Source organism: Gilliamella sp. Pas-s95, from assembly GCF_009795795.1.
Lineage (GTDB): Bacteria > Pseudomonadota > Gammaproteobacteria > Enterobacterales > Orbaceae > Gilliamella > Gilliamella bombicola.
This window is the reverse complement of the sequence record NZ_WTFC01000014.1, coordinates 1-26,076: the sequence shown is the minus strand read 5'-3', so window position 1 is coordinate 26,076 and position 26,076 is coordinate 1. Positions and strand designations below refer to the sequence as shown.

At 37.3% G+C, this 26,076-nt stretch carries 16 protein-coding genes and 1 pseudogene; 8 read left to right on the top strand and 9 right to left on the bottom strand.

The window, feature by feature from the left end:
- The first annotated feature begins 724 nt into the window (after positions 1-724).
- Complete coding sequence (locus GQ598_RS05330; RefSeq protein WP_160402690.1) at positions 725-2,014, top strand: hypothetical protein; 1,290 nt, start codon at positions 725-727, stop codon at positions 2,012-2,014.
- A gap of 254 nt (positions 2,015-2,268) precedes the next feature.
- Here GQ598_RS05330 and GQ598_RS05325 read toward each other — a convergent pair whose 3' ends face one another.
- The 5 genes from GQ598_RS05325 to fdhD all read right to left on the bottom strand — a co-directional run bounded on the left by GQ598_RS05325 (position 2,269) and on the right by fdhD (position 7,828).
- Entirely contained in the window at positions 2,269-2,742 is a 474-nt protein-coding gene (locus GQ598_RS05325) for a hypothetical protein (RefSeq protein WP_160402688.1), read from the bottom strand.
- Between the two features lie 756 nt (positions 2,743-3,498).
- A complete protein-coding gene (locus tag GQ598_RS05320) occupies positions 3,499-4,434 on the bottom strand; it encodes a DMT family transporter (RefSeq protein ID WP_160402687.1) in 936 nt (311 codons plus the stop codon).
- A 185-nt stretch (positions 4,435-4,619) separates the two neighbouring features.
- On the bottom strand, positions 4,620-5,858 hold the full coding sequence (locus GQ598_RS05315) for a nucleoside permease (protein WP_160402685.1): 1,239 nt from the start codon (positions 5,856-5,858) through the stop codon (positions 4,620-4,622).
- Positions 5,859-5,915: 57 nt separating this feature from the next.
- Positions 5,916-6,734, bottom strand: coding sequence for a purine-nucleoside phosphorylase (locus tag GQ598_RS05310; protein WP_160402683.1), 819 nt, complete (start codon positions 6,732-6,734; stop codon positions 5,916-5,918).
- A 287-nt stretch (positions 6,735-7,021) separates the two neighbouring features.
- On the bottom strand, positions 7,022-7,828 hold the full coding sequence (gene fdhD, locus GQ598_RS05305) for a formate dehydrogenase accessory sulfurtransferase FdhD (protein ID WP_160402681.1): 807 nt from the start codon (positions 7,826-7,828) through the stop codon (positions 7,022-7,024).
- Positions 7,829-8,009: 181 nt separating this feature from the next.
- Between fdhD and GQ598_RS05300 the strand changes: the two genes are divergently transcribed.
- Positions 8,010-8,540, top strand: a complete 531-nt coding sequence (locus GQ598_RS05300) for a DedA family protein (protein ID WP_160402678.1) — start codon at positions 8,010-8,012, stop codon at positions 8,538-8,540.
- On the opposite strand, the gene mscM is transcribed toward GQ598_RS05300, so the two are convergent.
- The 3 genes from mscM to GQ598_RS05285 form a co-directional block, all read right to left on the bottom strand.
- A complete protein-coding gene (mscM, locus tag GQ598_RS05295; RefSeq protein ID WP_160402676.1) occupies positions 8,537-11,155 on the bottom strand; it encodes a miniconductance mechanosensitive channel MscM in 2,619 nt (872 codons plus the stop codon). The two genes, GQ598_RS05300 and mscM, sit on opposite strands and share 4 nt — an antisense overlap.
- Positions 11,156-11,159: 4 nt before the next feature.
- Positions 11,160-12,008: an archaetidylserine decarboxylase gene (asd, locus tag GQ598_RS05290; RefSeq protein WP_160402675.1), complete on the bottom strand. Its 849-nt coding sequence runs from the start codon at positions 12,006-12,008 to the stop codon at positions 11,160-11,162.
- Positions 12,009-12,114: 106 nt separating this feature from the next.
- Entirely contained in the window at positions 12,115-13,527 is a 1,413-nt protein-coding gene (locus GQ598_RS05285) for a sodium:proton antiporter (protein ID WP_160402674.1), read from the bottom strand.
- Between the two features lie 348 nt (positions 13,528-13,875).
- On the opposite strand from GQ598_RS05285, the gene GQ598_RS05280 reads away from it, so the two are divergent.
- The 3 genes from GQ598_RS05280 (at position 13,876) to dld (ending at position 19,515) form a co-directional block, all read left to right on the top strand.
- On the top strand, positions 13,876-15,528 hold the full coding sequence (locus GQ598_RS05280) for a hypothetical protein (RefSeq protein ID WP_160402672.1): 1,653 nt from the start codon (positions 13,876-13,878) through the stop codon (positions 15,526-15,528).
- Positions 15,529-16,660: 1,132 nt separating this feature from the next.
- Complete coding sequence (gene rlmF, locus GQ598_RS05275; RefSeq protein ID WP_160402670.1) at positions 16,661-17,635, top strand: 23S rRNA (adenine(1618)-N(6))-methyltransferase RlmF; 975 nt, start codon at positions 16,661-16,663, stop codon at positions 17,633-17,635.
- Positions 17,636-17,817: 182 nt separating this feature from the next.
- Positions 17,818-19,515, top strand: coding sequence for a D-lactate dehydrogenase (dld, locus tag GQ598_RS05270; RefSeq protein WP_160402668.1), 1,698 nt, complete (start codon positions 17,818-17,820; stop codon positions 19,513-19,515).
- Positions 19,516-19,623: 108 nt separating this feature from the next.
- Here the strand turns inward: dld and mutS are convergent, their stop codons facing one another.
- Positions 19,624-22,182, bottom strand: a complete 2,559-nt coding sequence (gene mutS, locus GQ598_RS05265; RefSeq protein WP_160402667.1) for a DNA mismatch repair protein MutS — start codon at positions 22,180-22,182, stop codon at positions 19,624-19,626.
- A gap of 395 nt (positions 22,183-22,577) precedes the next feature.
- On the opposite strand from mutS, the pseudogene GQ598_RS11340 reads away from it, so the two are divergent.
- The 3 genes and pseudogenes from GQ598_RS11340 to GQ598_RS05250 all read left to right on the top strand — a co-directional run.
- Positions 22,578-22,788, top strand: a pseudogene (locus GQ598_RS11340) (integrase); the annotation flags it as partial.
- A 15-nt stretch (positions 22,789-22,803) separates the two neighbouring features.
- Positions 22,804-23,826, top strand: a complete 1,023-nt coding sequence (locus GQ598_RS05255; protein WP_160402666.1) for a Fic family protein — start codon at positions 22,804-22,806, stop codon at positions 23,824-23,826.
- Positions 23,827-24,376: 550 nt separating this feature from the next.
- On the top strand, positions 24,377-25,903 hold the full coding sequence (locus GQ598_RS05250; protein ID WP_237410316.1) for a hypothetical protein: 1,527 nt from the start codon (positions 24,377-24,379) through the stop codon (positions 25,901-25,903).
- Positions 25,904-26,076 lie beyond the last annotated feature (173 nt).

Here is a 26,076-nt window from a genome sequence, read left to right as displayed (position 1 = left end):
AAACCCTCCAAAAACTCATAAGGCGTTTTACCGAAAATCGCTTAAGCTTTGGCTTTCTATTTTTTGAATCTTCTAATATTGGCTGATTATGCTGTATCTCCACTAAAGTGCGTATTATACTTTTCCAGTTTTCCCATTCGTCTGTGGGTTGGTCTAGTAAATTTCTAATTTATTCGATTGGTTGTTATCTGTTTTAACAAATAGATATTTGCCAGTGTCTTAATATTCACGTCCGTTATCCGAATAAATACTCTTTAGTTTGTTTTTTAGTAGTTTCTCAAATTACTGCAAACAACACGAGTAATTCCTATATATAAACTGTTTACAAATGTTTGTTATTTTATTTTAAATTTTATTTAAAAAATTTTTATATAAAAAGGTAGATAAATTTTTTTTTAACGTTATACTGCCGTTGATTCGTATAATTAAACTGTAATTGGTTAAAAAGCGAATATAAAAACGATTTATCAGGAAAAAAATTGAAATATAGGATGTTATGCAGTACAACTTTTTTTATCAAATTTGGCAACATTATGTTTTAAATGTTTCTAAATACCTATCAGGCATTATTTGTACCACCCACTTATTTAATAAACATACACAAAATTGTCGCAAATACTTTTTAATAAATGTTAACAAGTGGCTATGTTTCGAACTAAAGCCGCGATTACAATTATATAAATGCTCACAATGTTACTTATTTACCTTGACCATGTTATTGTTATTGTCGTATTCATTAAATACACAAGCGTTATCGGCTACTACAACAAATATAATTCAAGGTTCAGCACCGTATTTAACGTTTGATGGTGGTAAAACTAAAGCTACCACGACGGAAGAGCTGTTAAGTATCACCTTATCAGATGGCACCACTATCACGCCAGCAACAAATACTTCAACCGCGGCTAATCCCATAGTCTTACCTAATGCTGGCGAGACCTTGGCTAATGTTGGCATGTTTGTTCCAACATCAACAGACTCAATAGAATTACAGGAACTAATTAATGGCTCCTATAACTTCTGGCGTGATGATGATGGTGATGGACAGGGAGAAAGTGGTTTAACTGCAACAGGTAGTTTAAGTATTAATCTCACAGATAGACATAATCAAAAAGTTAGTCGCAATCATGCCTTAGATATTTGCGGAGCGCCTTATAAAATGGTGTTAAGCAACACCAATGGTATGTTAATGACACAGTACGGTGTTCCTAATAGAAGTACTTTCAGCGCTGGTTCTGTAAGTTACTTCATCACCCCGATTTTAACTCCTAAAGTCTGCTATATTAAGGCAGGAGATTTAGAGTTAGACATAAATCAGTTCGCTGGCCCAGCAGGTATGTGGAATCCAGATAAGGGGTTTATCTCATCTGGTAACTTTCCGACTACGGGGATTAATGGTTTATTCTTTGATTTATACATAGAAGGTAGTAGTCGACTAAATTGGCCAACTATCAATAATGCAGGTATAACTGTTAACATGAAACCCAATGCGACAGGTAGCAGTGTGCGAATTACATTAACTGGTCCAACGGTGAATGGAAATCGAAACTCAATTAGCAAACCAAACTTACCTCAGACATTCGAATTAGTCGGTTACGATCGCAGTGGCAAAGCAGTGATCAAATATGGATTTGTATTGCAAAAGTGGTTTGTCAATCGTGGAGACAGATTTGCTTTATTCTCTTCACATGAAAACTGGTGTAAGGCATTAGGTTATAGAGTTATACAGGTTAAAGATGTCACCAACGCAAACTGTACTGGTCTGCACAGCAGTTGTCAAAGTGCCAAACCATCCTCAGTTGGCAATCATTACCATCGACGAATTGGTGGCGGCTTGCTTAGCGAGTGGGGGTACGCGATGGAATACACAGATTTAGTAGGTTTACCATCAGATAATGCATACTGGACAAGCGATGTAGTAGCAGGTAACCAGCTTGTTGTCACCGCGGTTGGAGGTCAGGTTAAAACAAGAAAGCCTAACCAAACTGCGTACGGAATGTGTGTCTACCCTTAAATTTTAGCGTTTAATCCGAGGACATGTTTATTTAAATTAAGTAGTCAAAGAGGTTGCCCCAGCATGAGAGGGCAACCGAGTTGGCAACTAATGCGTTTTTCATGCAAAAATACTACCATCGCCCCCTATGAAAGGCTAATTATTGTTGATAACTATGATATCTCCTCAAGCTCTGTCGATATCTAGCGTCCAAGTATGGATTCCAAATTCAATCAATACCGTGATTTTTGTCATTACTTTTGTTATTGTTAAATTTAATCATCCCAAAGCATAATGGAATTATCTTCAGTTAAGATTAAAGGTGGAGCAAAAAGGTACTCTTTTACTTTAGTCGGTAAAACTTGCATATCATTAAAATTAAATTGTAATTCAGGATAAACATTAGCGATTTCTTTTATCCTAGTATTTAGTAATTCCTTTATTTTATTTGACTCTTTGGCAATGGCGAGGTCATCTTTTAGCATGCCAATTTGTTTTTTATGATGTTCTGACTCAAATATTTCGTGAAAAACAAAAGAAAACTCCCCTTTATTGACCTTATTGCCATCGTGATACTCTCTATATTCAGAATGATGTAATTTAAGTTCCTTAACACGCAAAGCAATAATCTCATCAATATGATCAGTATAATAATTTAATGTTGGATCTAAATAAGCTAGTGTTCTGTGCTCAGGTATTGAATCGTTATTATGTACTAAGGTAAATAAAGGTTTTTTATATGTCTTCATTCTGTAACTTCCTTTTTAATTAGGATAAAAAGGTAACAAGATCATTCAATAACGAAAATCGATTGTTACTTTTTATGTAAAATATTTCAGGTTAACATAATGCTTAAATATAAAAATAAACAAAATTTCAAATATTTAATGATCCTTACTATTAGATATTTAAATTAATCAATTTAAATTTAAAAGCACAAAAGCTTAACAAATAAAACACCACTAGAAACTGCTACTATCGGGAAAACGATTAGACTGTAACAAATAGTCTTATTTACTTGTAAGCCTTATTTAAAGGCTAATTACGAAGTGTGATCAATACGACAAAACACTTTATACTAGAATAAAACATCTCAATAAACGAATGGCTGAATATTTAAAACAGTCAATGAATACCATTTAACAAAAGCCACTCCCTTATAAGACAAATTTTATTTTGGAGAGTTCAATAATTTTGCTAGATTTAACCTTTTGGTTCAAGAGATCTTCTTAAAATGTTACCAACAAATACGCTATAACGGTGAAAAATCTACCATAATAAATTTTAACCTATTTGAGTATTAAAGCTATTAAATGCAAGATGGCTCATCAAATTCCTTATTTTGGTTAAACGAGCAATATTAGCAAGCTTTATAATCAGGTTATAGATATAGTGATGATTGACTCGATTTTCAATACCTTTAGGTATTTTTATTTTATTATTTTGTAATTTGATCATATTAGCAAATTAATAGGCAGGATTTTTGCCTGCCCAATAACCTAAAATCAGTCGTATTTTTTGATATGCATTAAGTTCGGCAAAGCAATTGCCAATAGAATAATACCGACCCCAATCCATTGATTAAAATGGACCGATTCTTGCAAATAAAAATATGAACAAGTCACTGCGACAGGCAGTTCTGCCGCTGATAATATAGCGCTTAATGAAATTCCGATTCTAGGGATCCCCACTGAAAATAAAAAAGGAGGCAGTACAGTTCCAAGTAATGCTAATAAAAATCCTAATTGATATAGCTTATCGTTAATCTCAAGTTTGAAGAAAAACAAAGGTGGAAAAATTAAAAACGTAATAATACATGCGCCAGTAATCATTAACGCACTTTTTTCGAGTTTAGGTAGCTCATTACCAATATTGCTGCTAGTGCTGATAAACAGCGAATACATCAGCGCTGCTAAAAAACCAAAAAAACAACCTGTCAAATTTAAGTTAATATCTTGATTAAAAATACCTGCAGCTAAACTACTACCCAAAATAATCACAATAACGGCTACTAGCTGAATTATACTTGGTTTGTTTTTAAAAATAACAAAATCAATAATGACGCTAATCCACAAATATTGCATTAATAAAATAATAGCAATTGATGCTGGCACTAGTTGTACACATTGGTAATAACAGATGCCTACCAAGCCAGGAAAAAGACCAACGGCACAAACTTTCCATTTTTTTGTTGATTGCATTTTTTTTGCGCTCGTTGTTGCTGATGATGTGTTAGTTGGTGTTGAATGTTTGGTTTTGTGTATTGTTTTAACGATAAAGTGAATACTCCACAACATTAACATTCCAAAAAAACATTGGATACCCGTCACTTCACCTAAGGAATAGCCGGCTTTATACGCAGTTTTCACAATAGAGGAGAGCACGCCAAAACTGCATGCTCCTAAAAAAACCAGAAAACCACCTAAAAATTTATATTGCATATTTAAATCTCATCAAACTAAAAAAAATTTATAAAAAAAATCAAAAATAAAAACAATAAAAAACCCTTAGGGGAGATTGTTTTTCAATCTCCCCCAGCGGATTTTTAATAAATTAAATTAAAAAATGAATTAAAATAACATGATAAATAATATTTTAAAATTCATTAATCTGAATAGATAAATGGTTAGATATCCGATTGGTTTTTAGTATGTTCATAATTAAATGAATAATAAAAAACAACACCAATTACGAGTGCATAAGATGCAAAAATTAACCAAATTGTTTGCCAATCTTTAGTCCCCTCGTGTGTACACATATTAACCACAACACCACTTAAAATCGAACCAAAATAAGCGCCAATACCATTGGACATTGTCATAAATAGCCCTTGAGCACTAGCACGAATATCAGCGCTGACTTCTTTTTCAATAAAAATAGAGCCTGAAATATTAAAGAAGTCAAATGCGCAGCCATAGACAATCATTGAAAGCATTAATAGCACAAATCCAAAAGGTGTTGGATCGCCAAATGCAAACAAACCAAATCTAAGTGTCCAAGCAATTAAGCTTATCATTATGACTTTTTTGATGCCAAATTTTTTGAGAAAAAATGGGATAGTCAAGATAAAAGCGACTTCAGCCATTTGTGAAACAGATAATAAGATAGCCGGGTATTGCACAATCAAACTATCTTTAAATTCTGGAATTTTAGCAAAATCATGTAAGAAAGTGCTACCAAAAGTATTGGTAATTTGTAATATTGCGCCAAGTAACATAGCAAAAAGAAAAAATACCGCCATGACTGGTTTTTTGAATAACACAAAAGCATCTAATCCTAAATAAGAAATCCAAGGCTGTTTTTGATTTTTAGATACAGCAATATTGGGTAATGTTGCACTATAAATCACAAGTAAAACCGAAGCAGCGCAAGCAACATAAAGCTGAGCATTGCTCAACTCGAATTTGCATAAGCTAACAGTCCACATTGCGATGATAAAGCCTACTGTACCAAATACTCGTATTTTAGGGAAAATAGCGACAGTATCTAAGTTTGCTTTATCTAAACAGTGATAACTAATTGAGTTAGATAGGGAAATAGTTGGCATAAATGCTAACGCATTACCTAACATCACCCAAAATAAAATGGCTGGATCAGTTACCGATGCGGCATAAAAAAGCGCAATAGCACAAACAGAATGGCAAAATAGATAAAGATATTTAGCTTGCAAAAACTTATCGGCAATGATGCCAATAATAAATGGTGTAATTAATGCAGCTAACCCTTTAGTACTAAAAATCATCGATACTTCAACGCCTGAAAAGTGTAAGGCATTAAATAGATAAGCACCAAAAGTAGTTAGCCAACTTCCCCAAATAAAATATTGGAAAAACATCATTATTTTTAATCTATTTTTTATGTTCATTGTTTATTCCTAAAATAAAGTGAACTTTTTATAGAAAATCAAATATAAAAGTATCACTTAAAAGCGTTCAATCGTTTTTGTTATAAGTTGTAAAAAGGTTGCTTTAACGCGTTCAGCCGTTTCAATGACTTCTTCGTGCCCTAATGGTTGATCTAAAATGCCACAAGCCATATTAGTTAAGCACGAAATACCAATAGTTTTAATGCCTGAATGGTGCGCTATAATTGCTTCCGGTACGGTTGACATACCCACTGCATCGGCACCTAACACGCGAATCATTCTAATTTCAGCAGGTGTTTCATAAGTTGGACCTGTCCACCAAGCATAAACACCTTGTTGTAAGTTAATATTAAGTTCTTTAGCTACATCAATTACGGTAGAACGCAATTGCTTGTTATAAAGTTCACTCACATCTAAAAAACGCACGCCTAAATCAGGATTATTTGGTCCAATAAGCGGGTTATTAGCAGTAAGATTGATGTGATCAGTAATGAGCATTAAATCACCTGGTTTAAAACTGGTATTGACTGCACCACATGCATTGGTAATGATTAATTTTTCAACGCCAAGCATTTTCATCACACGAACAGGAAAAGTTACTTGATCTAATGAAAATCCTTCATAATAGTGAAAGCGTCCTTTCATTGCCACGACGGTTTTGTCACCGCATTTGCCAATAACTAATTCATTGGCATGGCCTACAGCTGCTGATTTTGCAAAATGTGGAATTGTGTCATAAGGGATATGAACCGCATCTTCAAGTGTATCAGCAAAAGGCCCTAAGCCTGAACCTAGAATAATCCCAATAGTTGGTTTTTGGTCCGTGTATTTTTGAATATAGTTAGCGGCTTGTTGAATATCAGAAGTTTGATGCATGATAGTATCCTTTCAAAAAATTAAATGTTACAAAGTAAAACAGGGTGAATAAATAAATAGTTTTAACCGATTAATTAGTTCAGTTAGACAATAAACTTATAAAATAATTAAAAAAAGTAATTTATGCTATGTGATGTATATTATGAAGATTTTCGCTTAATAAAGAAAGATACGAATTGCGATATCTTAAAATGAATTAAATAATCAGTTTTTTTATTTTTATTATTCAATTTATTAAGTTGAAAATTAATTTGACCCATTAATATGGGGTAATACTAAAATTGTCATTAAGCTAAGCGATCATCGCCAGAATAGATTACTCCTTTATCGCCTCTAAAAAATCCCAATAAAGTTAAATGGCACTGTTTGGCCAAATCAACGGCCATTGAAGTTGCAGCCGAAACTGCTAACAAAAATTCCACACCACACTTGGCCGTTTTTTGCACCATTTCGTAGCTGGCGCGGCTTGATACCAACACCACACCATGTTGATATTTAGGATTATTTGGCAATTGCATAGCTCTAAAACCAAGCAGTTTATCTAATGCGACATGCCGGCCGATATCTTCAAATCCCGCCATAAACTGTCCTTTCAAATCTAGCCACACAGCCGCATGAGTGCAACCCGTTTGTTGACCCACTTGTTGAATTTGTGATAAGGCATTTAAGCTGTCAATAAAATCCGCTAACTTAATTTGATTTATTCGTGGCAAAGTGGGAATGGCTTGGCAAACTTGATCTATCTGCTCAGTGCCACAGATGCCGCAACCCGTGCGTCCTGTTAAATTACGGCGTTTTTCTTTCAGTTCACTAAAACGTCGCGACGAAAGCTCAATCTGGACTTCGATGCCTTTGGGGGTATCAATAACATCAATGCCATAAATATCATTCACCGATTGAATAATATTTTCAGTTAACGAAAATCCAATTGCAAAATAGTGCAAATCTTTTGGGGTAGCCATCATCACAACATGCGAAATTCCGTTATAAATTAACGCAACGGGTTTTTCAATAGCTAGTACATCCACTTGAGCATTTTGCAATTCACTGCCTTTAAATTTGCGTACAAGAATGGATTCAATACCGATTGCCATGATTTGTCTCTTATTAATTGGATTATGATTACTATAAGCATAAACTCAAACATTGATAAATCTAAAAAACATTAACGCTTTGTAAGATTCTATCAATAAGTGGTGTGTGCTTAGCCCTAAGTATCTAGCATTATGGTAAAATAGCTAACTATAATCAATTAATAATTTACAAACTAAGCTTATGTCGTTACATGAAATCACACTGACAACTATGCAATTTATAGAGCATCATCAAGTTTGGACTCTGCCGATTATATTTCTATTATCGTTTGGTGAATCTTTGGCTGTCATCTCGCTTTTTGTTCCTGCAACGGCTATTTTGTTAGGGGTAGGAGCTTTAGTTGGTAGTGGTACAGTATCATTTGTGCCAGTATTTATTTCTGCGTCTATTGGGGCTGTTTTGGGGGATTTGCTATCTTATTGGTTAGGTAAACATTATCATCAACAAGTGATTGCCTCATGGCCGCTAAATAAACATCCTAAGTTGGTTTATCGAGCCGAGCGATTCTTTGAGAATTATGGAACATTAGGGGTGTTTATTGGGCGATTTTTTGGACCATTACGCGCAATAGTGCCATTGATAGCAGGTACAATGCACATGCCTGCCATCAAATTTAATGTAGCCAATATTGCTTCAGCACCTATTTGGGCGTTTGCATTGCTTGCTCCCGGTGCTTTTGGCGTGCCATGGTTAGAAACACTATTTGGTTAAAGGGTTCCAACGGTATAACTACGACGCCCACTTTTGCGGCCTAAAGCCTCTAAATTAGTTTGTAATGGCGGGAATGGTAGTGTTAAATTATGACAACGATAAGCATCAAGTATCAATTGATGAATTGTACTGCGCAGTTGCATTCTATGTCCCATCTCAGCGGCAAAAACACGTAATTCAAACAACTGAATCCCTTCTTGAATATCAACTAAATACACTTGAGGCTCAGGATCTTTAAGTACATATTCACATTCATCCGAAGCCTGTAGTAAAAGCTTAATTACCAATTCGCTATCGGCATCAATTGTTGCGGGTATAGTTAACACAATACGTGTTATTGAATCCGACAAAGACCAGTTTACTAATTGTTCAGTAATAAAAGCCTTATTTGGCATCACAATTTCTTTACGATCCCAATCAACAATAGTAATTGCTCGAGTATTAATTTTGGTGATATTGCCTGTCAAATCACGAATTGTCACGGTATCGCCAATTCGCACCGGTTTTTCAAATAAAATAATTAAACCAGAGATAAAATTAGCAAAAATTTCTTGCAAACCGAAACCTAACCCTACACCCAGTGCGGCAATTAACCATTGAATTTTTGACCAGTCGATACCAATAAACGAAAACGCAATCATACAACCTATCATCAAAATAATATATTTTGAAACCGTCGAAATTGCATAACCTGTTCCTGGGGTCAAATCTAAATGCTGTAAAATGCCTAACTCCAACAAAGCAGGTAAATTTTTGACAAGTTGCACGGTTATTGTCATCACTAAAATGGCAATACATACTGCACCAAGAGTAATGTATTGTTCTATTTCGGTGCCATTAACAATAGCACTGGTTCCCCACAACTTAATGTTATTCATGAAAGCAAAAGCTGAATGTAGCTCAGACCATAATAAAATCATACTAATGAGTGCAATCATCATAATAATCGATCTGACAAGATGTAAGGATTGGGCACTAATGGCATCTAAATCGATAACTGGCTCATCGACACTGTCGTTAAGCGAATTAATATCTTCTTCCTGTGATTTTGCCCGCTGCATACGTTCTAAACGACGTTGCTTGGTGCGTTCAAATTCAATACGGCGCTTTTGGATCCACATCCAACGGCGAATCATAAAATAAATAACTAACAGCGCAAACCAGATAATAACCGAAGCTTCAAGGCGACCTAATAACACTTGTGCAGTTGATAAATAGCCCAAACAAGCAGCAATAATGGCAAGCCAAGGGGCACTTAATAAGATAAACCACAAAATATGACTTAATAAATTATCGCCCGAACCTTTTTTATCAATATAAAGAGGCACTCCAGCGCGATGAATGGCGTTAGTCATAAATACTAAAGCAAAGCAGAGCAAAATAAACGCTGTACGACCAATTGTGGCGGCAAATTGGCGATTATTATACTCGTCAAAGCTCATCACTATCATCACTAATGGAATCACAAGCCAAATCGAAAGCTGATAATATTTCATTGCTGAGCGCACACTACGTTCAGACCAACCAAAATGACTAATAAACAGCCCATTAGATGATGCAAAATGCGCTGAAATAATAAACACCCACAAAATAGGCGCCGCCGCATTTACACCATAACCTAATGCATAGGCAACAGGATAATCCCAATTAATTTGCAACGCATAACCAAACACTGCCCACAAAATTGGCACCGGTAACGCCATAATTAATGAACAGATCACTACTTTTAGGGTTAAAGAATAACTATCTTGCGTAACTTTACCCACGCGGTTAGCGGATTTAGTTAAAAAGGTATTATATTTGGTGCGCATTTTAAAATGCGTAAACACAAACAGTAACGATAAAATGATTAAAAATAGCGGTTTTGGCGCGCTAAGTACTTCAATACTCGCATTATAAAGTTGCGAAAGGGTATCGATTGAAAAAATTACATAAATAACATCTTTAGCTAAATCGAGTGGATAACTCAATGAGACAGGATTCACATCTGCTACCCAAAAGAAATACCTATGTGCGGCGTCATTCACTTCATCAATGGCATTTGTTAACTGCTTATTGGCAATTTTTAATTTAGTAAGTTCTAAAATAGTGGTATCACTACCGGATATAAGTGTCTTAAGTAACTCAGTCTGCTCACGAAGCAAACGACGATATTGTGTAGCTTCTTTAAGAGTATTAAGTGGACTGGTTAAAATAGGGTAATCATCTAAAGAAATTAAAATATTATTATAATTAAGTTGTTGGGCTTTTTCTTCAGCAATTTCGGCATCAAGGGCTTGTGATTTAGGCTTTTCGGGTAAGCGCAATAACTGTTGGCGCAGAGTTTCGCCCAGAGCGGTTGAAAAACTTAACCATTCACCTTGCTCATCAAGTGTTGCCAGCGTATTTTGCACGTGTGAAATCTGTGTGGTGATATTGTTTTGCTCATTAACAATACTGGTTAAATGATTTTTTTGTAACTCCATATTTTGCCGGAGTTCATCATTCTTATCGCTCAGCTGCTGAACAATTTGCGACAGATCATCTTCATTATTAATGATTGGTGTAGATTCTTCGGCGAAAGTCAGTGAAGAAAATAACACAGCAACAAAGCAAAAAACACCACGCATCCACATAAAGCTATATCCTATCGGCTAATTTTTGACCCATGCGAGCAATATTACCCACTTTAAGGTGACTATCAAACTCAATTGCATTTGACGCAAATAAAGTAATTACGGTCGAACCTAATTTAAAGCACCCCATATCTTGCCCTTTAGTTAATTTTATCTCATTGTCATAAGTCCAGCGCTTCATGATACCTTCACGTGGAGGGGTGATAATGCCTTCCCATGGTACTTCAATGCTACCAACAATGGTTGCACCAACTAAAATTTGCGCCATTGGCCCCAATTCTGTTTCAAATAAGCAAATCACCCGCTCATTACGCGCAAAAATATTCGGAATGCTTTCAGTTGTTGCTTTATTGACTGAAAATAGCGAACCCGGAACATAAATCATCTCACGCAAAATACCATCGCAAGGCATATGAAAGCGGTGATAATTTTTAGGTGATAAGTAAGTTGTGGCATATAAACCATTTTTAAAAAACTTGATCATATCAGGATGACAAGCAAGCAGTGATTCTAAAGAATAAAAATGCCCTTTAGCCTGTAATAGCTGAGTATCTTGAATCGTACCAAACTGACTAATCACCCCATCAGCTGGCATCACAACTACACTATAGCCAGCATCTACAGGCCGTGCATCCTCGTTTAATTCACGAGCAAAAAAATCATTAAAGGTTTTAAACGCTTTAACATCGTTAATTTTTGCTTCACTCAAATCCACTTTATACAGTTTACAAAAGCCCATAATCATCCATGTAGTCACTTTTCCCAACTGTTTTTTTGCTAGCCAACCAAAAATAACGGTTAATAGCTGTTTAGGAAGAAGATACTGAATAATTGCTTTTAACTGATTTAACATATATAACTCTCAAAATTACGGTAGAAACGTTGCATTATACCAAGATTTATACACAAAGTGTAAAACTCATAAAATCAATAATATATAATATTTATAACCAAATAAATTAAAAAAACACAAAAAATATCAAATTATCAATAATAAACACCGGAATTAAAATGCATATTGACCATTTCATATAGCCAAAAAAACTTGGCATATTGATTTTGTTTTGAGTAGCAATACTTTTGACCATAAAATTAGGAGCATTGCCGATGTAGCTAAGTGCACCCATAAAAACCGAACCCATTGAGATAGCAAGCAAGGTCTTTTCTAACGCGGTCATCAAAGTATTGGCATCGCCTGAAGCTAGATTGAAAAACACCAAATAAGTTGGCGCATTATCTAAAAAACCTGACAACAATCCAGATAACCAAAAATACATGCTATTAATGGGATCGCCTTGAACTGTGGTGACTAGTGATAGCAAAGGTGCTAAATCGCCATTGTTACCAGAACGCAAAATGGCTAGCACGGGCACAATGGTGATAAAAATTCCCATAAACAGCTTGGCTACTTCGATAATAGGTTCCCAATTAAATTCGTTACCTGAGCGTACTTGTCTTGGCGTGATTAATATTGAAATGAGGGTGATCATAATAAATATAATATCACGAATTAAATTGAGTAAAGTAATATGCGAACCAAAAATCTCAACGGCAACCGATGAACGCCAAATGCCTGACATCAATACACAAGTGATAATTACCAGTAATAAAAGAAAGTTGCTTACACCATAAACCTTAATAGTGCTAGATTTTGGCGTCGAAGCTAGCGCAAGTGAATTGCCATATTGGATGCGAAAGTAGTGGCAATCAATCTTATAATAAATTGCTAATAACAAAATTGAACTAAACAAAACTGGCAACAGCATATGCTTAACCGTCCATCCAAAATTAACGCCTTTTAAAAAACCAATAAATAAAGGTGGATCACCCAGTGGAGTTAGTCCACCACCAATATTCGCCACTAAAAAGATAAAAAAGACAATTGTATGTACGGCGTAATTTCGATCACGATTAGCTCTAATTATCGGTCGAATCATTAACATAGCAGCGCCAGTTGTACCCATGATTGACGCTAACAAAGTTCCTATTGCCAACAAACCAACGTTTAGCTTAGGCGTACTAAGCACATCGCTCTTAATTAAAATCCCCCCCGAAACAGTAAACAGTGCTAGCAGTAATAAAATAAAAGGGATGTATTCCGCTATTATTGCATGAACGGTAAGATGAATTGTTGTTTGCAAACCAAACAAGCATAAGGCAAACAGCAAAAAAAGCATCGTCCAACACATTGTTATTTTGCCATAATGATGATGCCATAATCGCGGCAAAAATAATGGCAATAACGCAATAGAAAACAAAATCCCCACAAAAGGGATCCCCCAACAAATTGATAAATCATCACCGCTAAAATCGACAGCAAAAAGGTCAAAAGGTACTAGTGTTAAAATGATAAAGGAATAGAGGGTTTTCATTAAGGTTGGTATTTTGATTTTAAAGTTACGCAAATTATAACAAAGTGTTTGAAGTTTATCGAATTCTAAGATTCTTAGTAAGGATTGGGAATAATATTGTAACGGAATTTAATAATATAAAACCACCCCCAAAAATTATTCCCCCCAAAGCCTGCCAACGCAGGTTGACTCAATATTTAACAAAACTTTACAAATTTTTAACGGAAAAACTAGCGCATTATTAATCAAGCAACTATAATTTAGAAGCTTTCAAAGCAAGGGAAAGCTCGTTAGTTGAGCAGTTAGTTATAAAAAGTTTAAATAAAACAAAAAATTACTTGACAGGATGATCGAAATGCGCTATCATACTTGGCATATGGCATATGGCATATGGCCTGCCAAACCTACGCCCTAAATCTTTTTCAATTTCACCGTAGTCTAAATCAGACACAGTTCTTATTTTCATCACCGAGGTTATCGAGCTCATCGCGCTTGGCGAGGTCATCGAGGTTAAGTTTTTTACTTAGCTTACTTAACTTTTCTAATTTCTCTATCTTACTTAAGTTACCTAGTTTATTTAGGTTATCTAAATTACCAAGCTTACTAAGATTATTTAGATTACCTAGATTGTCGTTGTTCTTCGCGTTGTTATTGTTGTCATATGCAGAGTGTTCTGTGGCATTAACGCCTTGTTCACAGGCATTATTAGCGTGTACTTCAAGGACAATAGAGGGTAGTGCCCCGTATTTAACGTTTGATGGCGGCCAAACAAGGGCTACATCAACGGATAGCTTGTTATCTATTAAGTTGCAGGATGGCCAAGTCATCACGCCGTCTACTAATACATCAAGTGTATCAAATCCAATAAGATTACCTTATGTAGGGAATACTCTGGGTCATATAGATATGATAGTCCCATCATCAGTGAATTCAGTGAGTTTAAGTGATTTGGTCACTAGGTATAATTATTGGCGTGATGATGATGGAGATGAACTGGATGCAAATGGTGTATCAGGGAGTATATCGGTATCATTTACGGATAATAATGGTAATACAGTAAGTCGTAGTGATGCATTAGATAAATGTAAGGCTCCTTATAGGGTAACCTTAAGAAGTACAGGGGGATATTTACAAACACGGTACGGGGTTCCTAATAGGACTGATTTTAGCGGTCAGACGGTGACATATTATATCAATCCGTATGACAGTAGTTCTGGTGTTTGTTACTTTGTGAGCCACGCAAGGCCGATTACCTCTTATGGCTCAGGCGATTCCGCCGGCCCAGCTGACATATGGGATTTTCATAATGGTTTTTTAACTCAGTCTAATGATTCTACATCTTACGACCGAAATTTTCCTACAACGGGTGCTGATGGGTTGTATTTTGGGTTAGAGATGCCAGAAGGAGTAGATGGAAGTCGGTTTACGTGGTCTCCTGTTACTCGTGGTGGAATAACAGCTACAGTCAACTGGACGTCAAGTGGGACGAAGGTAACATTAAGCGGTCCTAAGGCTAATAGTACTCAGATAAATTCAAGTAATCCTAGTCCGCTTACTCCGTCGCTAACTTTGCCACAGACTTTTGAGTTGGTGGGTAGGGATAGTAGTGGTAATGAGATGAAGTATGGATTTGTGTTAAAGCAGTGGTTCGTCAATCGGGGTGATAAACAGGATACACAGTCTAACCAAGCATCTTGGTGTAGAAGTTTGGGTTATCGTTTGGCACGGGTAAGTGATTTAACTAACGCGAAGTGTGGTATATCTTCTTCATTCCCTTGTGTAAATGGTATAGATAGCGGCACGCCTAGTTCATCTGTTAATCGTTACATGCGTTACATAGGTGCTAGTTTTTTCGCGGAGTGGGGCCGCATGTCCAGCTACGCTGATACGGGCTTCGTCGGCGGCCGCTACTGGACGAGTGACGCCGCAGGTAGCAATGGCTTCACTGTCAACTCGTTCTACGGCAATGTCGACCGCTACAGTGCCAGCAGCAGCGGTTACGCTGTTTGCACCGCACCTTAGCTTTTATATCTTAGTCCTTAACCCTTAGGCCGCGGGGCGGTTATGGTGCAGATAGAGGATAATCTAACAAAGAATAAAGCCCCCGCGTAAGTTGGGGCATTTTCCCTTAGAGTTGCACTGTTGCGGCGAAGCCACAATCGGCACCCCAACCATCCACACTAAAAGCGTGGTTGGCGTGGGGGCAGGGGGAAATAAATAAGAATAACCAAGCAGTTGGTGGTCAGGATAAGTGTTTGTTGTGTACTTTAATACAGTGGTGTTAATTCAACTGATGGCATCTATTAAATGCTAGGCATAATATGCCTACCAGTAAAATGAGCACTACTGGCACAGCACTTATTCATCATCCAAGCTTTTTACCTGAAATTGTCACGCAAGCTTGCTGATAAAAGTAATAAAGTAAGGGGATACGGCTAAATCAGCGACATACGCATCTTAGGTTGCAACTTCCCGACTGGAGTGCGAATGGTTTTTGATTTTAGTTATATCAAAAAACACCAACTGACTTGGCCCTCAAAACAAAGTTAAAAAAAACACACGGTAATCTATAAAAATAACATAGTAAAAATCGGTCAGGAAAGGTATTGATTTTATTGAAGTTTTTATTTTGCTGTTTTTAAGCTAAATCAATCACTTACACAACCTAAGCAAAGCGTCAGCATACAACAAATCAACAAAACCACGAATAGAGCACTTTAATAACAGCCATTTAATCACCAAAAAAAAACGGTCAGGAAAGTTACTGATTTTATTAAAGTTTTTTCTGTTGTTTTTAACAAAAACCGCCTTATAAAAACACAATAACCCTTCTCAAAAACGATGGTTATGTTGTTTGTCTTATTCAGACGTCGGGTAGCAGAAGGCTACATTCTCCAGCCAAAGCGCAGGATTGCAAAGGGCATTCGCTTTATTTTCCTGACTCGGACGTGGTTACTGTAGCTATTTTATTCACCAAAAGTCAAAACGTCCGCCCCCCTCCTGCACCTAATCCATCATCACATCAATCAAAACAAAAAAACTTTATTTTATCCCCACCATGACAATTCTGATCAACTTATAGCTTCAGCTTTCGTATATTGTAGTTAAGTCGTTATAATAGGGATTATTTGATTTTGGATAAAATAGGACAACCGTGCAAACCTCATTAAAAAAGCCCCAATTACATTGCCGAAACAAACATCGAAACGGTTATGATTTTGCAAAACTCATCAATAGACTTCCAGAATTGTCTCAATATGTAAAGCCGAATCCATATGGCAATGTATCGATCGATTTTGCCGATCCGCTGGCGGTTAAAATGTTAAATAAAGCGTTGTTGTTTAATGATTATCAAATACATTATTGGGATATTCCAGATAGTTATTTATGTCCGCCCATTCCCGGTCGAGCGGATTATATTCACTATTTAGCCGATTTATTGGCACAAGACAATCAAAATAGCATTCCGACAGGTAAGCAAATTCGCGTTTTAGATATTGGCGTTGGTGCCAATGTGATTTACCCCATTATTGGTTGTGCTGAATATGGTTGGTCGTTTGTGGGAAGCGATATCAATCCAGCGGCTATCAAGGTTACCTCGTTAATAATACAAGCCAATGCGTTACTAAAAAACACCGTGCAGTGTCGATTACAAAAAGATAGTCAAGCCATTTTTAAGCATATTATTAAGCCTAACGAATTTTATGCGTTAACGCTATGTAATCCACCTTTCCATGCTTCGGCACAAGATGCGTTGGCAAGTGCACAAACCAAATTGAAGAAGTTAGGTAAATTAACGCATTCAAACCCAAAAACCGTACTTAATTTTGGTGGGCAACATGCTGAGTTATTGTGCAAAGGGGGCGAGGCCGCTTTTATTGCTAATATGATTCGCGAAAGTACTGAATATAAAACCCAATGCCTGTGGTTTACGTCATTAGTGTCGAAAAAAGAGACTTTATCGTTAATCAACAAAAAGTTGAAACAAGCCAATGTCGTTCAAAGCCATATTATTCCCATGGCACAAGGGCAAAAAATTAGCCGATTTGTCGCATGGACTTTTTTTGATCAACATGAGCGCCAACAAATTTTGTTAAAAAATGCCCAAAAGGGAGAGCAACCACAATAAATTAGTCCACTTTTTTGTTATTCAAGTTGGGCAGATTTTGTTGTAAAAAGTAGCTTAAATACGTTTATTTTATTCTAATAAAATACCGATAGCTTATTGTATTGCTTTTGGTTAAGATGGGTGGTTATTTAATAACCATTATTAACACAACCCAATCTTCAATATGCATAGGAAATACCGATATGAAAAGTAATCAAACAGCTCAACTTATTGAGCAGCTACAAGGTATTGTTGGACATAAATATACTTTAACAAACCCTAACCGTACGTTACCTTATCGTCAAGGTATTCGTTTTGGCGAAGGTGATGCATTGGCCGTTGTTTTACCCGGAACGTTAGTCGAGCAGTGGCAGGTATTAAAAGCGTGTGTAGAAGCGGATGTGATTGTTATCACACAATCAGCCAATACGGGCTTAACAGGGGGATCGACACCCGATGGTAATGATTATGATCGTCCCATTGTGATTGTTAGTACCCGTCGTTTAGATGGTATTAAGGTGATTGAAAATGGTGAGCAAGTTGTTTGTTTGCCGGGTAGTACATTATTTAGGTTAGAAAAAGAGTTAAAAAAATATCATCGTGGACCTCATTCGGTCATTGGTTCATCTTGCATTGGCGCTTCTGTGATGGGTGGGGTCTGTAATAATTCTGGTGGCGCACTTATTCAGCGTGGGCCAGCGTATACACAAATGGCAGTGTTTGCGCAATTAGACCAGCAAGGACAGTTGCGCTTAGTGAATCATTTAGGGATTGAACTGGGGGATGATCCAGAAACGATTTTACAGAACCTACAAAATCATACCTATACCGATAAGGATATTAAACGTGATGCAGGCTTAGGGCATGATCATCATTATTGTGATCATGTTCGTGAAATTGATGCTGATACGCCTGCACGATTTAATGCAGATCCCGCTCGTCATTATGAAGCATCAGGTAGTGCAGGGCGCTTGATGGTTTTTGCGGTGCGTCTTGATACTTTTCCACTTGAGCAAAAATCGGCAGTATTTTATATCGGTACCAATGATATTAATGAACTAAATGGTATTCGTCGCCATATTCTAGGGCAGTTTAAAACGTTGCCTGTGTCGGGTGAATATATACATCGTGTGGCGTTTGATATTGCTGCGGTTTATGGAAAACCGACCTTTTTAGCTATTAAGAAGTTAGGTACTGATATGATGCCGCGCATGTTTGTTTTTAAAAATTGGGTTGATCGTGTTACAGCGAAAATTCCATTCTTCCCTAAAAACTTTTCGGATCGGTTTTCTATCTTTGCTTGCAAATTTTTACCTAACCATTTACCAAAGTCATTGCGTGATTATCGTGATCGTTATGAACATCATCTTATTTTAAAGATGGCAGATGATGGGATTGCTGAAGCTGAAGCTTTTTTGAAAGACTATTTTCAAAATAAAAATGGTAATTATTTTTTGTGCAATGAAAAAGAGGCCGAAGCGGCAATGTTACACCGTTTTGCGGCAGCGGGGGCTGCAACGTCTTATCGAAATGTACATGGTAAAACTGTGGAAAACATTGTTGCATTAGATATTGCACTAAGGCGTAATGATACCGATTGGTTCGAAACACTACCAGGAAACATCGATCAAAACTTTATTTACAAAATGTATTATGGGCATTTTTTCTGTTATGTGTTCCATCAAGATTATATTGCTAAAAAAGGGGTAGATTGCGATAAAGTTAAGGAGGAGATTTTAGCATTGCTTGATCAGCGTGGTGCGCAATATCCAGCCGAGCACAATGTGGGGCATTTATATCATGCCAATGAGGATTTGAAAAAATTCTATCAAGAGCTTGATCCTACAAACAGTCTTAATCCGGGCATAGGTAAAACATCTAAGAAGAAAAATTGGGCTTAATTTTTTAAATTTTAGATGCTATTCATAATTAAAACCAACCGCTAGAAATCACATCTAGCGGTTTTTTTCAGAATAATATCGCAATAGAACAATTAGTGACTATTTAAATCACACCAACTTTTTTAATTGATATAAAATTTCTAATGCTTGTTTTGGTGTTAACGCGTCAGGGTCGATCTGTTTTAAAGCTTCTTCAACTTCTGAAGGTTCAGGTTCGTTGATAAAAGAGAGTTGTGATTTATCGATGCTGCTGTTAGCCGATTGTTTTGAGATAACTTCTAACTCTTTTAATTTTTGTTTGGCTCGTTTCAAAATCGTTTTAGGCACGCCGGCAAGCCCTGCCACGGCAATTCCGAAACTTTTGCTAGCGGCACCTTCAGAAACTTCGTGGATAAAAGCGACCGTGTTGTCATGTTCAATGGCATCAAAATGGACGTTATAAACGCCTTGCATATGCTCGGGGAGTTGCGTTAGCTCAAAGTAGTGCGTGGCAAATAGTGTCATTGATTGGATTTCATTGGCAAGATTTTCGGCACAGGCCCAAGCAAGCGAAAGCCCGTCGTAAGTTGAGGTTCCTCGACCAATTTCATCCATTAATACTAGGCTTTGTTTTGTTGCATTGTGCATAATATTGGCCGTTTCGGTCATTTCGACCATAAAAGTGGAACGACCAGACGCCAAATCATCAGAAGCACCAATTCGGGTAAAAATGCGATCTATTGGTCCAATTACTGCTTTTGATGCAGGGACAAAGCTACCAATATAAGCAAGCAATACAATCAATGCGGCTTGGCGCATGTAGGTACTCTTTCCGCCCATATTCGGACCTGTAATAATCAGCATTCGTCTTGTTGGTGAAAGGTGCAGCGAATTGCGAATAAACGGCGTTTGTAGCACTTGTTCAATGACAACATGACGTCCGTCTTGGATCTCAATACCTGCTTGTGTTGACAATGTTGGACGTTGATAATTGAGCGTTAATGCTCGCTCGGCAAGATTAGTTAAAACATCAAGTTCCGCAATCGCTTCTGCGCTGGTTTGCATATCAGCTAAGTCGGGCATTAATAGATCAAACAGTTGTTCGTAAAGTTGTTTTTCAAGCGTTAATGCTCGACCTTTTGAGGTAAGTACTTTATCTTCGTACTCTTTCAGTTCTGGAATAATATAACGTTCTACATTTTTCAGTGTTTGACGTCTTGTATAATGAATCGGTGCAAGGTGGCTTTGTCCACGACTAATTTGGATGTAATAGCCGTGAACGGCATTAAATCCGACTTTTAATGTATCAATGCCGAGTGTTTCTCGCTCTCTTATTTCAAGTTGTTCAAGGTAATTGGTTGCGCCATCGGCCAGATTACGCAGTTCGTCTAATTCGCTATGATAACCTGTTGCAATCACGCCACCATCACGAATAATCGCCGGTGGCACTTCAACAATTGCGTTATTTAATAATATTGCAATATGATCAAATTGATTAATGTTGGCACGTAACGCCTGTAAATAAGGTGAAGTAAATTGTCCTAATAAAAGATGTAACTGCGGCAATAAGTTATAAGCATCACGCAAACGCGCAAAATCCCGTGGACGAGCAGTGTGTAGTGCCAATCTTGCTAAAACACGTTCAAGATCGCCCATTTGTTTTAATAACGGTAATGCGTCATCAATATGATGTTGTAATTCGGCAATGGCATCTTGGCGGTTTTGCAAAATCTTAATATCACGAATTGGCGAATGCAACCAACGCTTAAGCATTCGACTGCCCATAGGGGTTTGCGTTTTATCTAGCACGTCAGCAACAGTATTAGATGTGCCGCCCGATAAGTTTTCGGTTATTTCTAAGTTATGGCGTGTTGCGGCATCTAATACCACAAAGTCATATGCTGATTGTTTGATTATTGAACGTATATGGGGTAGTGCGGTGCGCTGGGTATCTTTAACATATTGCAATAAGCAACCGGCCGCACAAAGAGCATAATTGCACGCTTCTACACCAAATCCAACTAAATCGTTAGTGCCAAATTGCAAATTAAGCTGTTGTTTTGCCGTTTCAAGATCAAAGTCCCATTGTGGACGGCGACGTAGACCATGGCGATGTTCAATTAAAGGCATGGATTGAAATTCTTCTGGATATAGCAATTCAACAGGATTGGTGCGTTGTAATTCAGCTTGCATTGCTTCGAAACTATCACATTCAAAAACATAAAAGCGACCAGAACTAATATCAAGCGTGGCGTAACCATAATGATTTTTATGTTGCCAGATTGAAGCAAGTAAATTATCTTTGCGATCTTCTAACAATGATTCATCACTGACCGTGCCCGGCGTGACAATACGCACAACTTTGCGCTCAACAGGTCCTTTGCTCGTTGCCGGATCGCCAATTTGTTCACAAATAGCCACCGACTCACCTAGCGATATTAACTTGGCTAAATAACTTTCAACCGCATGGTACGGTACACCTGCCATAGGAATCGGTTCACCATTTGACGAACCACGCTTTGTGAGCGAAATATCTAAAAGCTGCGAGGCACGCTTGGCATCATCATAAAACATCTCATAAAAATCACCCATGCGATAAAAAAGCAAAATATCCGGGTTTTCAGCTTTAAGTTTTAAATACTGCTGCATCATTGGGGTGTGGTTGGTTAAGTTTTCGTTTTTAATCATGGCGATATTTCTATATATTGTTTTATTTCAAATTTTTATGTTTTAATGCTTACCTTATTAAGTATCATAAAATTGCACTTAAACGCAATTATTAGTATGACTAAAAGTATGAGTTAATGATTTTTTTGTATAATTAACAAGTTGGTCATACTAACATGTGATTGAGCCATTATAACCGATTATTGTTTTGTAGCAGAGGCAATTTTATCTTACTTAATATATTGAAGATCGTTTTACTAGTGAAGGAAAACTAATAAAAGGTGCTTGTAAGCCTAAAGGTCAAGATGAGGTAAGACGCACTTTGTATTCAGAACCAGTAAAACATGGGGAAATATAGTTGCGACCGATATTTCTGGGCAAGATGTGATCGATCTCATTATATCTATTTATTCATATTACCACATTGGTCACCTCATGATTTACGACGCACTGTACGCACAGGATTATCTCGATTACAATGTCCGAGTGAGGTCGCTACGGCTGTATTAGGGCATTCACGTAAAGGTATTGAAGGTACTTATTCTATATAGTTATGATAATGAGTGTAAAGAATGGTTACAAAAGTGGGGCGATTATTTAGATGAATTACAGCAAAATTCAAAGTAAAAAAGGATATTTATAATGAGCAAATATTCACCACCTTATAATATTACGCCTGCAATTATAAATTCTATTTCTGAAATAAGTGAATTATTAGGGCATTGGTCTGCAACAGGTAGGCTTGCATCACCACAACTACGTAAAGAAAACCGTATCAGAACTATTCAAGCATCTTTAGCAATTGAGCATAATAGTTTATCCATAGAGCAAGTTACCGCTATTATGGATGGTAAGCATGTTTTAGGCCCTGTGCGCGATGTTCAGGAAGTTCGTAATGCAATACTTGCTTATGAAAGACTTCTACAATGGAATAGTGGCAATATAAAACATTTTCAACAAGCACATAAGCTACTTACTAAAGGTTTAGTTGAATATTCAGGGAATTGGCGTAATAGTGGTGTTGGGATCTATCGAGAAAATCAGCTTATTCATATGGCTCCTCAGGCTGAGCGTGTACCAATATTAATGCAGTCGCTTTTTGATTGGTTAAATCAGACAGATATTCATCCTTTAATTAAAAGTTGTATTTTTCATTATGAGTTAGAGTTTATTCATCCGTTTTCAGATGGTAATGGACGAATGGGGCGTTTATGGCAAACATTGATTCTAAGTGAATGGCGTAAGGAGTTAGCTTGGTTACCTGTTGAAACATTAGTTTGTGAAAATCAAGAAAAATACTATCAAGTACTTGGCGAAGCAGATCGAGCAGGTGATTGTACTTGTTTTATAGACTTCATGTTGCAAACTATTGCGAGTAGTTTAAAAGCAAGTATTACCGACACATCTAATCAAAATAATGTCGGAGAAAATGACGGAGAATTGTCGGAAAAAAATAATACTATTAAGATTACTCAAACAGCTAAAAGCATATTAAAAATACTAAAAAATGATTCAACAGCAACTATCACCGATCTATCAGTACAATTAGGTGTGAGCACTAGAACGATTGAACGTAACCTCAAACAGCTTCAGGAGCAAGGATTATTAAAACGTTTAGGTAGTGCGACTAAGGCTGGCTATTGGAGTGTTATTTCTTTAGAATAATTTAATATGAGGTTTTCAATAAAATCAAAGGTTGATACCACTTTGACAAAGTGCCGAAAACTAACAAACCAATAAAACCGAAAATAGCATGCTCCTATAATAGTCATTTAACCCACAAAAACAGGTTAGGAAATATATTGATTTTATTCAATTTTTTATTTGTTGGTTTTTAGCTAAAAACCACCACCCAAAACTATTTCCCAAAGCACACAAACATAGGCTGACTCATCCTTTAACAAAACTTTACAAATTTTTAACAAAAAAGGTAGCGAATTCTTACTCAAGCGATTATAATTTAAGCGCTTTCAAAGCAAGGGAGTGCTCATTATTAGAGCAGTCAGTTATAAAAAATGTAAATAAAACAAAAAATTACTTGACAGGATGATCGAAATGCGTTACCATTTATGGCATCTGGCATCTGGCCTGCCAAACCTATGCTCAAAATCTTTTTCAATTTCACCGTAGTCTAAAACAGACACAGTTCTTATTTTCATCAGCGAGGTCATTTCGCGTAGCGAAATGGACGCCGTCATCGAGGTCTTTATTGGCGATGTTTTCGGCGGGTACTTCGGCAACATCTTTGGAAACATCGTCGGAAACCGCTTTGGTCAGGTCATCGGCCACATGTTCGGTAAAATTATCGTCGATATCCAAGTGGTTATTAGGGCCGCCATTGCTATCCAAACCTCCATTATGGTTTAGACCTTCATTGTTATTTAAATCGGCATTGTTCTTCGCGTTGTTGTTCTTGTTGTCGTATTCACAGGGTTCAGTGGCATTAACGGCCCAGACATCAAGAGCAATTGAAGGTAGTGCGCCGTATTTAACATTCGACGGCGGTCGGACAAAGGTAACGGATACAGATAGTTTATTGTATATTAGGTTACAGGATGGAACAAGGTACACACCGTCAACCAACCCATCAAGTTCAAGAAATCCAATAAGATTACCTTATGCAGGAAGTATTTTGCATGATATAGGTATGTTGGTGCCATCATCAGTCAGTCAATCCAATGGTGCCTATACAGTGAGTTTAAGTGATTTGGTCACTAGGTATAATTATTGGCGTGATGATGATGGGGATGGACAGGGTGCTAATGGTGTTACTGCTACAGGGGATATATCGGTATCGTTTAGGGACAAAGATGGCAATACCGTCAGTCGTATTGATAGATTAAGTAAATGTCGTGCCCCTTATAAGGTAACATTAAGAAGTACAGGAGGAAGTTTAACTACTCAGTATGGAGTGCCAAGGAGTAGTAGTTTTAGTGGCGCTACGGTGGATTATTATATTAATCCGTATGAGGATACTGGTGTTTGTTATTTTGTGAAGTTCGCAAGGCCGGATCTTGAATATGGCAACGGCGATTACGCCGGCCCATCTAGGATATGGAATCCTAATAAGGGTTTTTTTACTCAGTCAAATAATCCATCTTATTACTATGCAAATTTTCCTACAACGGGTGCAGATGGTTTGTATTTTTATTTGCTCATAGATGGAGCTAATGCAAGTCAGTTTACATGGTCTGTTGTCACGGATGGTGATATAACAGCTACAGTCGATGGTCGTGGTAAGGTAACATTGCATGGTCCTAGGGCGAGTAGTGCTCAGATAAATTCAGATAGTCCTAATCCTCTAGATGTACCAGATTTGCCACAGAGGTTTGAGTTGGTCGGTAGGGATAGTAGTGGTAATGAGGTGAGGTATGGATTCGTGTTAAAGCAGTGGTTCGTCAATCGGGGTAATAAAAGGGGCACTCAGCCTAACCACTCATCTTGGTGTCGTGGTTTGGGTTATCGTTTGCCACAGATAAAGGACTTGGTTAAGTTTGGCTGCACTGGTCTGGATGGTCTGCCTTGTTCTGATACTAGTAATCATTACATGCGTATTATAGATTACGGATTTTTCGGGGAGTGGGGCCGCATTTACAACTACGCTGATGCGGGCTTCGTCAACCACAACCACTGGACGAGTGACGCTTCAGGTAGCAATGGCTTCTATGTCTCCTCGGGCAGCGGCCACGTTGACAGCGTCAACGTTTCCGTTAATATTTTCGCTGTTTGCACCACACCTTAGCTTTTATTGCTTAGTCCTTAATCCTTGGGCCGCGGGGGCGGTTATGGAGCCTGAGAGGACAATCTAACAAAGAATAACGCCCCCGCGGAAGTTGGGGCATATTCCCTTAGGGTTGCGCTGTTGCGGCGAAGCCACAATCGCGCCGCCCCCGCCGCCGGCGACGCTGAAAGTGT